The sequence below is a fragment of the Gardnerella sp. c10Ua_244 genome (assembly GCF_055818055.1).
In genome coordinates, this window is record NZ_JARFVS010000002.1 from 89059 (window position 1) to 100819 (window position 11761).

6 protein-coding genes are annotated in these 11761 nt (G+C 39.4%); 1 reads left to right on the forward strand and 5 read right to left on the reverse strand.

Translation table 11 applies throughout. The features are described from left to right. Positions 1–40: 40 nt before the first annotated feature. From P0108_RS03585 to uvrA, 5 genes are all read right to left on the reverse strand, one after another. Positions 41–2080 carry an AMP-dependent synthetase/ligase gene (locus tag P0108_RS03585; RefSeq protein WP_076002885.1) on the reverse strand — a complete coding sequence of 680 codons (2040 nt, stop codon included), beginning with the start codon at positions 2078–2080 and terminating at the stop codon, positions 41–43. A 287-nt stretch (positions 2081–2367) separates the two neighbouring features. Then, positions 2368–2958 (reverse strand): hypothetical protein, encoded by a 591-nt coding sequence (locus tag P0108_RS03590; RefSeq protein WP_004108888.1) that lies wholly within the window; start codon positions 2956–2958, stop codon positions 2368–2370. A 363-nt stretch (positions 2959–3321) separates the two neighbouring features. Then, on the reverse strand, positions 3322–4452 hold the full coding sequence (locus P0108_RS03595) for a GuaB3 family IMP dehydrogenase-related protein (RefSeq protein WP_285089198.1): 1131 nt from the start codon (positions 4450–4452) through the stop codon (positions 3322–3324). A 55-nt stretch (positions 4453–4507) separates the two neighbouring features. After that, positions 4508–6841: an excinuclease ABC subunit UvrC gene (gene uvrC / locus P0108_RS03600; protein WP_473730754.1), complete on the reverse strand. Its 2334-nt coding sequence runs from the start codon at positions 6839–6841 to the stop codon at positions 4508–4510. A 101-nt stretch (positions 6842–6942) separates the two neighbouring features. Then, positions 6943–9834: an excinuclease ABC subunit UvrA gene (gene uvrA / locus P0108_RS03605; RefSeq protein ID WP_473730840.1), complete on the reverse strand. Its 2892-nt coding sequence runs from the start codon at positions 9832–9834 to the stop codon at positions 6943–6945. A gap of 282 nt (positions 9835–10116) precedes the next feature. Here uvrA and P0108_RS03610 point away from each other — a divergent pair, with 282 nt between their 5' ends. Further along, positions 10117–11718: an ABC-F family ATP-binding cassette domain-containing protein gene (locus P0108_RS03610; RefSeq protein WP_012914200.1), complete on the forward strand. Its 1602-nt coding sequence runs from the start codon at positions 10117–10119 to the stop codon at positions 11716–11718. The last annotated feature ends 43 nt before the right edge of the window (positions 11719–11761 follow it).

Here is an 11761-nt window from a genome sequence, read left to right on the forward strand (position 1 = left end):
AAGTAGAAATAACGAAAACAACTACAAATATGTAAGCTTTTTACTCGACATGTTCATTATGATCACTATGCGATGTCGAAGAGGAATCTGATGAAGATTCTTCACCAAAACGCTTCAAATGATTCGCAGCTTGATCGATAGCTTGACGTACTCGAGGAGTTACAGCTTCCTGAGCTTGCTTAACAGTCTCCTGTGCTTGCTTAACAGTCTCAGTAGTTTTATCGAGAATCTTTACAGTTGCTGGCAAAGGACGAGTATTAGGCTTTGGAGCATACAATTGCGTTTCGATAATATCAGCATAGCGAGCAAGAATCTTCGGACGAACAATCTTCATACTTGGAGTCAAGGTTCCAGCATCTTGAGTAAATTCATCTTGCAAAATAACAAACTTACGAACAGACTCAGCGCGAGAAACAGTACTATTAGCTTGGTCAATAAATTGCTGAATTACTGAACGCACTGCTTCGTTAGTAGCAATCTCACTCATAGTAAGGTTAACATCCATACCCTTATTCTTTAGCCAAGAACGAACCATATCTGGATCAAGCTCAATTAAAGCAGAAACGAATGGCTTACCATCGCCCACTACTACAGCATGAGAAACTAATGGGCATTGAGCAATAATACCTTCCATAGGAGCAGGACTTATATTCTTGCCACCGGCAGTAATAATAATATCTTTTTTGCGACCAGTAATAGACAAGAATCCTTCATCATCTATTGAGCCAAGATCGCCTGAATGCAACCATCCATCTTCATCAATAACTTCTGCAGTGAGCTCAGGCTTATTGAAATATCCCATAAATACGTTAGGACCTTTAATAAGCACTTCATCGTCGTCAGCAAGACGGATAGCTATACCAGGACCAGGTCGACCTACAGATCCAACTTGATTTGCATGCTCAAAATTAACTACACAAGGAGCGGCAGTTTCAGTCATTCCATAGCCTTGAATAAAAGTAATGCCATCAAGACCATTAAAGAAATGAGCCAAATCAGCATCCATTGGAGCTCCACCGCAGGCCAACCATGAAAGATTAGGGCCTAAAGCTGAGCGAATAGACGAGCCAACTGTTTTCATATACATCGCGTGATTCATGCGTGCAGCAAGAGAATGAGTTTTACCTTCAACATTGTCGCGAGACCATTGAATGAAATGTTTTACAGCTTTAGCAAAGATACGACCCTTTATACCAGCACCAGCTTTTTGTGACGCAGCATTATAAACTTTTTCAAAAACTCTAGGCACGCCAAGTAAATACGTAGGCTTAAAACTACGCAAATCAGCCAAAAGATGCTTGGCATTAGGCACATATCCAATAACACCGTGAGCACCAATAGCAACATATTGAATGTACCGAGCAAAACAATGCGCCAATGGAAGGAATAAAAGCAAACGATTTGGCTTGCATAACATATCGTTAAGAACATCATAACCAGCAAAAACAATATGCGTAAAATTACGATTTGAAAGCATTGCGCCTTTAGGTCTACCAGTCGAACCAGAAGTGTAAACAATAGTAGCTAAATCATCTGCCTTAACAGCATCAACAGCTTTATTAAGCTCATCATCAGTAGTAGATTTACCAAAATCAACAACGGCTTCCAAGCCACCAGCTTTGAAATTAAATACGGTTTTCAAAGTTATATGTTTATGATCCTGACGAACACGCTCTAAGCATTGAGCATGCGCATCGTCTCCAGCAAAAGCAATAACTGGCTTAACTTCATCGATAATGTCAGCTGCCTGCAATGCTGAATCTGTTTCATAAATAGGAATGCTTACAGCACCAATACATGCACAAGCAAAATCGACAACACCCCACTCATAGCATGTAGCAGAGTAAATAACAACTTTGGAGCCATGCTGAACTCCGAGCGCTATTAAGCCTCGAGCTACTGCACGAACTTTCGCGAGCATTTCAGATGAAGTAACATCATGCCAACGACGAGTTTCATCGTCTTGCCATTGAGCAACCAAGTCTTGTGGGCTACGCATAGCACGATTGGCGAGTAAGGAATAAATGGTATCACCGTCTTGAGTTGGGTGAATGGCTTCTACAGCAAATTCTCGGAGCATATTATTTATTGTACTTGATAACAGAATCGACACGACTGCACGAAGTACAAAAAATAATACTTAATATTGTCATTTACAAACAAACACTGGGAAAAAACTTAGATTCTACAAGTCGTACAAGTTAGAATGTTTAATCTTACAAAAGTGAACCCCTTTATTGCTAAAATTGTTGAAAAATCAGCAAATCAAGCAATAAGGGGCTCATATTTATTTGAATATATGTACATAAGTCTTCAAACGCATTATCATAGATGTCTTATTTCAGCTACCTACTATAAGCGACGATTTTATCCTAGATCTGCATACGTGCAAATCCAACGATTATTTTTCAATTCCAAAGATAACGACGCCCAGTATTTCACAGGTCCTGCACAAATGCGCACAACACCTTCAAAATGATTCGGGCTGACTAACATTCCATTAAACAAACTCGGAACTGCAGGAAAACTACGCACAGCAGAGCGAGTTTCCGAATCGTTATTATCAGTGAAATACTCATCCATCAGTTTCCACATGTTAGTTAATTTAGTAATACAACTTTTTGTTAGAAGCTGCGACATTGCTGGAGAAATAGGCCTACCTCTCGAAATATCTGCAGCTATACAAGCAATTTGACAAGTTTTTAAAGCTAAATTAACAAAAGCCTGCTCATCTCTACTGTCGAAATAACACATTCCAACATGGTATTTCAAGCATTCACGAGAAAAACCAACACTAACTTCACCCTCATATACAGGCAAGCTAATACGAGGTCTACAGAAAACATGTGGAGGATCCTCGTCATTGTTTTTCTTAGTCTTTGAGGACTTATCTTTCAGCTCATCATCACTGTAATCGTTATCATCCATGCCATAGGCATCAGCAAAATCTATCTTCATGTTTCTCTCCTGTTTTAACAATTATTTAAAACTGTTGTTATTTAAAACTTGTTAAGCTTATATTTCTACAAACTAAACGAGTTTAGATAAAAGCTTACAACGTAATTTTTCTCTAACTGCGTAATTAATAAAAATGTGGATAAATTACAAAATATTCGTCGTTTTCATTGAAAATAAACGATTTTATGCGTGTTGAATTATACACATTACGGTTTAAAAGAATAACAAATATAGCTAAAAATCATATTTATACATGAATCAATAGAATGTTCATATAGATATATGCATTTTGAAAACAAAAATAGCGGTTCAGAACAAATTACTGAACCGCTATATTTTATGCAATAAGCATCATACTTAACACTAACGAATATCTTGATGGAATGGATTAAATACTACGCTACAACGCTGGAAGCTCTTAACATCAACATAACCTGTAGAAGCCATTGTTCTGCGCAATGCACCAACAAAGTTCGTAGTACCATCTGCTTCATGACTTGGGCCAAAAAGAATATTCTCTAACGGAGCCACAGTGCCAACATTTGAACGCATCCCGCGAGGAAGTGATGAATGACGAGCCTCAGCACCCCAATGAGTGCCATGACCAGGAGCCTCCGTTGCACGAGCTAATGGAGTACCAAGCATAACTGCGTCAGCTCCAACTGCAAGAGCCTTAATAAAGCTGCCGGAATTACCCATTCCGCCATCAGCAATAATTTGCACGTAACGACCGCCGGATTCATCCATATAATCCCTACGAGCTTCAGCAACATCCGCAATGGCAGTAGCCATAGGTGCTTGCACACCTAAAGTATTCATGGTTGCGGATACTGCTCCTCCGCCAAATCCGACTAAAATACCTGCAGCTCCAGTTCTCATCAAATGAAGAGCAGAAGTATAATCCGCGCAACCTCCAACAATAACAGGAACATCGAGATCGTAAATAAACTTCTTTAAATCAAGAGGTTCATGATCTTTAGAAACATGTTCCGCAGATACTGCTGTTCCGCGAATCACAAATAAATCAACACCAGCTTCTAGCACAGTGTTATATAATTCTTGCGTGCGTTGTGGAGAAAGGGCTCCTGCTACTGTCACTCCAGCATCTCTGATTGTATGCAAACGCTTTGCAATCAATTCTGGTTTGATCGGCTCAGTATAAATCTCCTGAATGCGGCGGGTTGCAATGTCTGACGGCAACTCAGCTATTTCTTTTAACAAAGGTTCTGGATTCTCATATCGAGTCCATAAACCTTCTAGATCAAGAACTCCAAGACCACCCATTTGACCAATTGCAATCGCAGTATCCGGGCTAGTAACCGAATCCATCGGAGCAGCAATAATTGGGATATCAAACGTATAAGCATCTACTTGCCATGCAGTAGATACAGCTTGAGGATCACGCGAGCGACGCGAAGGAACAATAGCAATATCGTCAAGCGAATATGCAACTCGGGCTTTTTTGCCCAAACCAATTTCAATTTCCTGAGACATACTTCTTAGGCTAGTGCCCTATGCTGACGAGTTGCGACTCATAGTAATTCAAAAGCTACTTATCATTATTTTTACGCAAAGCACCGTATATAGCTTTTGCTTTATTCTCACCAATTCCAGGCACTTTTTGCAAATCTTCTAATGAAGCATTTTTCAAAGATTTTATTGAACCAAAAGATGCAAGCAAACGTTTACGATACACTGATCCAATTCCAGGAATAGTATCAAAAGTAGAATGTAATGAACCTTTTCTTCGCAATTTACGATGATACGAAATAGCAAAACGATGAGACTCATCTCTAGCGCGCTGCAATAAATACAATCCTTCTGAGCTTCTCTTAAAAATGATTGGATAATCTTCGTCAGGAAGCCACACTTCTTCAAGCTTCTTAGCTAAACCACAAACAGTAATATCACTTACGCCAGCATCTTCCATAGCTCTTTTAGCAGCTTTTGCCTGTTCTTTTCCTCCATCGACAATAATTAATTGAGGCTTATAAGCAAAATGACGCGCACTAGTCAACGAATTACCTGAAAAATGCTTATTAGAAATACTGTTGGAATCACAAATATTAATGTCAGATGAGTCAGATGTATCTGATACATCTAATGTATCAAGCTTATCTTCTGCATAAATATCTTTATGCTTAAACCTTCGCAATAATGTTTCATAAACAGCACTTAAATCATCTGTTTTACCATCACCGTGTTCACCTCGAACCGCAAAATGACGGTACTCACTAGGACGAGCAACACCATCTTCAAAAACAACCATAGAAGCAACTTGATAACTGCCATCAACTGTATTTGAGATATCATAACATTCAATTCGCAAAGGAGATTTACTCATTCCAAGTGCTTTTGCTATTTCATTCATAGCTTCTGTTCTCATATCTATGCTGTTAATACGGCTAGATTTTATGCGTTTCAATTCCTGACTAGCATTATCGTTTGCACGATCCATAAGAGCACGTTTTTCTCCGCGCTCTGCAACTCTAATACTTACTTGAGAACCACGAATATTGCTAAGCCACAATTCAAGCTCTTGCTTACGTTCTTCAGAAATTTTAATTGGAACTATAATCTCACGAGGAACAGGCGAAATAGGAGCAAGTAAATCCTCACGACCTGTTCTCTCTTGACGTTCACGACGAGTTTTAGTAGCTTGTGCTCGCAATATTACATCAGTTGCAGTAGCTTGTTGCGTAGAGCTAACAGCGTCGCGAACTTTCTTAATGCTAATAGTATCTTCATGGTTTTGTGTGTAATTTTGCTCATATTCTGCGTATACGCGGGTTAATAAATCAGCTATAAGATCACTGTCACTGATATGCTCATTTCGTTCTACTGACCAATTTTTCTCTCCACGAATCATTCCAGCTCTGACAAAAAATACATGAATTGACGCTTCAAGCTCATCTCCGCAGAATCCAAAAACATCTGCTTCTACATCATTGTCAAACACAACTGCATTTTGTTGCAAAATAGTGTTCAAAACAGCAATCTCGTCACGCAATTTAGCTGCACGCTCAAATTCTAGCTCTTCACTTGCTTCTTTCATCTCGTTCTTAATTTGTGAAATATAAGACTCTCCAACACTGCCTGTAAGTATGCCAACTATATGTTCTACCATCTTGCGATGTTCGCTAGAATCTATGTTTCCTATACAAGGAGCTGAACATTTACCAATCGAAGCAAATAAGCAAGGCCTACCAGTCCTATGAGCTTTGTTAAAAACAGAGGATGAGCATGTGCGAATAGGAAAAGTTTTAAGTAAAGAATCTAAACTATGACGAAGAGGCCACACTTTTGCATATGGACCAAAATATCTAGCATGCCGCGCACTACGATTTCTAGTAATCCATACTCTTGGAAAAGTTTCTTCTAGCGAAACTGCAACATAAGGATATGTTTTATCGTCACGAAAAACTACATTAAACCTAGGATTAAAAGCTTTAATCCAAGTATATTCAAGTGTAAGAGCCTCAAATTCAGTGCTTACAACAGTCCATTCCAAACTGCGAGCTGTAAGAACCATAGATTGAGTTCTAGGATGAAGTTGGTAAAGAGGTTGAAAATAATTCGCTAAACGATTGCGTAAATTTTTTGCTTTTCCAACGTAAATAACTCGCCCCTCGCCATCACGCCACTTGTATACTCCAGGTTGCGCTGGAATATCACGAGAAGCTGGACGGAATAAATCACGAGTATCACCAAGCAATGGAGCTCCTAATGCATTTACTCTTTCATTATCAAATGATGAATCTTTCGAAAACTGTTCATCTATTATTGCTTGCGTTTTACGCCATTTTTTACTATCTCTCATCCTATTTTCTTCTTGCAAATCATATGCTTTATAAGAATTTTTATTAAAATCATTATCTTTCATTTTCACCTCCTTTCCTAAACAAGATTTATGCAACTATTTATAAGATTTGTCGAATAAATTTCTAAGTTCGCAAATTACAAATCGGTAACTTTTTTGAACGCTTAATGTAACATTTGCTTAAGGAATTTACCTGTCCAACTCTCGCCATTACGCGCTACGCTCTCAGGACTACCTTCTGCAACTAAGGTTCCGCCTTTATCTCCTCCTTCTGGACCTAAATCAATAATCCAATCTGCAGATTTGACAACATCAAGATTATGTTCAATTACAATAACACTGTTGCCTTTATCTACAAGAGATTGCAAAACCGCTAGAAGTTTCCTAACATCTTCAAAATGCAGTCCAGTAGTAGGTTCATCAAGAATATAAATTGTTTTACCAGTAGATCTTCTCTGCAGCTCTGTAGCAAGCTTTACTCGTTGAGACTCACCGCCAGAAAGCGTTGTTGCGCTTTGACCAAGACGAATATAGCCCAAGCCAACTTTTACTAAAGTATCTAAATACCGAGAAATAGAAGGATATGCTTTGAAAAATATTGCAGCTTCACAAATAGGCATATTAAGAACATCTGCAACAGACTTTCCATTATATGTAACTTCCAAAGTTTCACGGTTATAACGTTTACCATGACAAACTTCGCACTCTACGTATACGTCAGGCAAAAAGTTCATTTCTATTTTTAAAGTACCGTCGCCATGGCATGCTTCACATCTGCCTCCTTTAACATTAAACGAGAAGCGACCAGGACCATAACCACGAACTTTTGCTTCTGGAGTCTGAGCAAACAATGAACGTATTTTATCCCAAACACCAGTGTAAGTTGCTGGATTAGAACGAGGAGTTCTTCCTATAGGATTCTGATCGACATGCACTACTTTGTCACAAAGCTCAATACCATCAATACGTTTGTGTTTTCCTGGCACAATTCGAGCACCATTTAGTTTGTCTGCAAGAACTGGATACAAAATTGAGTTTATAAGTGTTGATTTACCAGATCCAGATACACCCGTTATGCATGTGAATACTCCCAAAGGTATGCTTATATCAATATTTTTTAAATTATGCTCATGGGCATTAATTATATGAAGCATACGATTTTCGTCTACACTACGACGTTGTTTTGGCACATCTATTGAGCGTCTGTGAGCAATATAATCTCCAGTAATTGAACGCTGAGCTTTAATAATTCCATCAGACGGACCTGAATATACTACTTCTCCTCCATGCTCACCAGCTTCTGGACCAATATCAACAAGCCAATCAGACTGACGAATAGTATCTTCATCATGCTCAACAACAATAAGCGTATTACCAAGATTTCGCAGATGATGCAATGTTGCAATCAAACGCTCATTATCTCTTTGATGCAATCCAATAGACGGCTCATCAAGCACGTACATAACACCAACTAAACCTGATCCAATTTGAGTAGCTAAACGAATACGTTGAGCCTCTCCACCAGACAAAGTTTTTGCAGCTCTTGAAAGAGTAAGATAGCTTAAACCCACATCGTTCAAAAAACCAAGTCGAGCACGAATCTCTTTTAATATTTCTGTTGCAATTACTGCTTGAGAACCATCCAAATGCAAAGCATTTACCCACGCTAGACTTCGCTCTACTGGCATATCGCAAACTTCAGCTATGGAAGTATTAGATACTGTAACCGCAAGAACTTCTGGGCGTAAACGCTTTCCATTACATTTTTGGCATGGAATTTCACGCATATACGACTCATAATATTGACGCATTTGATCAGAATCAGTTTCGTCATGTTTGCGCATAAGCGTACGAACTACACCTTCAAAGCCAGTAGAATATTCACGCTGACGCCCCCACCTATTTGTGTAGGAAACTTGAACCGTGAAATCATGACCATACATGATGTCATGTTTAACATCTTCCGCTAGATCCTTCCACGGAGTATTCATATCAAAATGCAAATCTTTAGCAAGTCCTGAAAGTATGTGCTGATAATACATTCCAGCTGACTTATTCATTGCCCACGGCTCAATAGCTCCTTGCGCAAGAGATTTGTCTGGATCCGGGATAACAAGTTCAGGATCAATTTCGAGATTGTATCCAATACCAGAACATTCAGAGCAAGCACCATAAGGAGCATTGAATGAAAATGTTCTAGGCTCGATCTCATCAAGCTCTAATTGATGATTATTTGGACATGCACGATGTTCCGAAAATGATTTACGACGCGTTTGCGAGTCTTCTGGTTCGTTAACAAAATCAGCAATTACTACTCCTTTAGATAGTTTTAATGCTGTTTCAATTGAATCAGTTAATCGAACACGAATGCCATCTTTAATAACTAAACGGTCTACTACTACTTCAATCGTATGTTTCTTCTGTTTAGTAAGAGTAATATCTTCAGAAAGCTCATGCATTTGCCCGTCAATAATCGCACGAGCATAACCATCTGAGCGTAAAAGCTCAAGCGTGTCTTTAAATTCTCCTTTACGGCCACGAACTACTGGAGCAAGAATTTGTAACCTCGTACGTTCTGGCATAGCAAGCAACGAATCTGTCATTTGCTGAGGAGTTTGAGAGCTTACTATTTGACCACATTCAGGACAGTGAGGCACACCAATCCTAGCAAACAATAATCGCAAATAATCATATATTTCTGTAATGGTTCCAACAGTAGAACGAGGATTGCGATTCGTAGTTTTTTGATCAATAGAAACAGCAGGACTTAGACCCTCAATAAAATCAACATCAGGCTTATCCATACGTCCTAAAAATTGGCGAGCATAAGCACTAAGCGACTCAACATAGCGTCGCTGACCTTCTGCAAAAAGCGTATCAAACGCAAGCGAGGACTTACCAGATCCAGAAAGACCAGTAAAAACAACCATACGATTCCTAGGAATCGACAAACTTACATTTTTTAGATTGTGCTCTCTAGCACCCTGGATAGTTATTTTCCATTCAGAAGGAATACTAGATAAATCAGCTATAAAAGTACCGTTGTTAGCGCACATAGGAACATTATCAAGCAATTCTTGCAACGAGTCGTTTTGTTCATTCGCCTGTTCTGACACAATTACCTCCACACTTCCCCATAATCACTTGAATATTCCCAACCAATACCAAATTTTATCACTAACAAGAAATTATAGAACAAGTGTTCGAAAAAGTAAAGTATTTGACTATCAACCACTTGCTGTATTCGTTACCAGTAAGCAGTATAATAGTGAGTTTGCTTATGACTTTTATAAGTAATAAATAATAGCAGCTTAATTTTGGGGAACGGAACAGACATTATGCCTATTGACGCACAAGCTTTAACCATTCAGATTGGTGCGCGAACGCTGTTAAATCCTACCGATTTTCACGTCACAAAGGGAGATAAGATCGGTTTAGTCGGCAGAAACGGCGCAGGCAAAACTACGCTTACTCGCGTTATTACAGGAGACATGCTGCCAGCAGGAGGCTCGGTTAGAGTTAGTGGAGGTTTAGGCTACTTACCTCAAGACACACACGCAGCAGACCCAGAACAAAGCGTTATAGATCGCATTATGAGCGCTCGAGATATTGCTTCTATCGTTTCGCGTATTCGCAAAGCGGAAAAAGAAATGACAGATCCAGATCCAGACATAATGACTAAAGCTATGAACCGCTACGACAAAGCAATGCAAGATTTTGAAAAAGCAGGCGGTTATTCAGTGCAATCTGAAGCAATATCGATGGCAACAAGCTTGGGACTTCCACAAGAAGTTATGCAACAAGCTTTAGGCACACTTTCAGGTGGTCAACGTCGCCGCATAGAACTTGCTAGAATTCTGTTTTCTGACGCAGACACATTAATTCTCGATGAGCCTACAAACCACTTAGACGCAGACTCAATAATATGGCTTCGCAATTATCTTAAACGATTTGAAGGTGGTTTCCTAGTAATTTCTCACTCCACAGAATTACTAGACGAAGTAGTAAACAAAGTATGGCATTTAGATGCTCAACTTGCAAAAATAGACATGTACTCAATGGGCTGGAAAGCATACTTGCATCAGCGCGTAGTGGACGAAGAAAGACGTCGTCGCGAACGAGAAGTTGCAGAAAAGAAAGCTGAACGCCTTATGAAACAAGGCATTCGCTTGCACGCAAAAGCTACAAAAGCAGTTGCTGCTCAAAACATGATGCGAAGAGCTGAACGCTTATTAAGCGAAACAAGTGAAGCTCAAAAACAAGAAAAAGTTGCAGATATTCGTTTTCCAGAACCAGCTGCATGCGGAAAAACTCCAATTATGGCAAAAGATATTTCCAAAGCGTATGGTTCTAATATTGTTTTCGCTGGAATTAATCTTGCTATAGACAAAGGTTCACGTGTTGTCATTCTAGGCTATAACGGTGCTGGAAAAACAACAACATTACGAATTTTGGCAGGAGAAGAAACAGCAGATACTGGTGAAGTTCAATACGGACACGGATGCAAAATCGGTTATTTTGCACAGGAACACGATACATTAGACTTGGATTCTACAGTTTTGGAAAACCTTCAGCATGTTGCACCAAACCTGGATGACACACAAGCACGTTCTATGCTTGGCAGCTTCCTGTTTTCTGGCGACGACGCAATGAAGCCTGCCAGAGTGCTTTCAGGTGGCGAAAAAACACGTCTGGCACTTGCAACACTAGTAACTTCCAAAGCCAATGTGCTACTGCTGGACGAACCTACTAACAACTTGGACCCAGCATCTCGAGATGAAATACTTAAAGCTATTGCAAAGTATGAGGGAGCAATCGTTCTTGTTACACACGATGAGGGTGCAGTTCAAGCCTTACAACCTGAGCGAGTGCTACTCATGCCTGATGGCGACGAAGATTTGTGGAATGACGAATATCTCGATTTAGTTGCCGAAGAGTAAAATATTGAATTGAACTGAATTACTTGAATTGTACAATAGAATG

Coding starts and splice junctions, on each gene's coding strand:
- P0108_RS03585 (WP_076002885.1), bottom strand. CDS start 2,080: ATGCTCCGAGAATTTGCTGTAGAAGCCATTCACCCAACTCAAGACGGT.
- P0108_RS03590 (WP_004108888.1), bottom strand. CDS start 2,958: ATGAAGATAGATTTTGCTGATGCCTATGGCATGGATGATAACGATTAC.
- P0108_RS03595 (WP_285089198.1), bottom strand. CDS start 4,452: ATGTCTCAGGAAATTGAAATTGGTTTGGGCAAAAAAGCCCGAGTTGCA.
- uvrC (WP_473730754.1), bottom strand. CDS start 6,841: ATGAAAGATAATGATTTTAATAAAAATTCTTATAAAGCATATGATTTG.
- uvrA (WP_473730840.1), bottom strand. CDS start 9,834: ATGTGCGCTAACAACGGTACTTTTATAGCTGATTTATCTAGTATTCCT.
- P0108_RS03610 (WP_012914200.1), top strand. CDS start 10,117: ATGCCTATTGACGCACAAGCTTTAACCATTCAGATTGGTGCGCGAACG.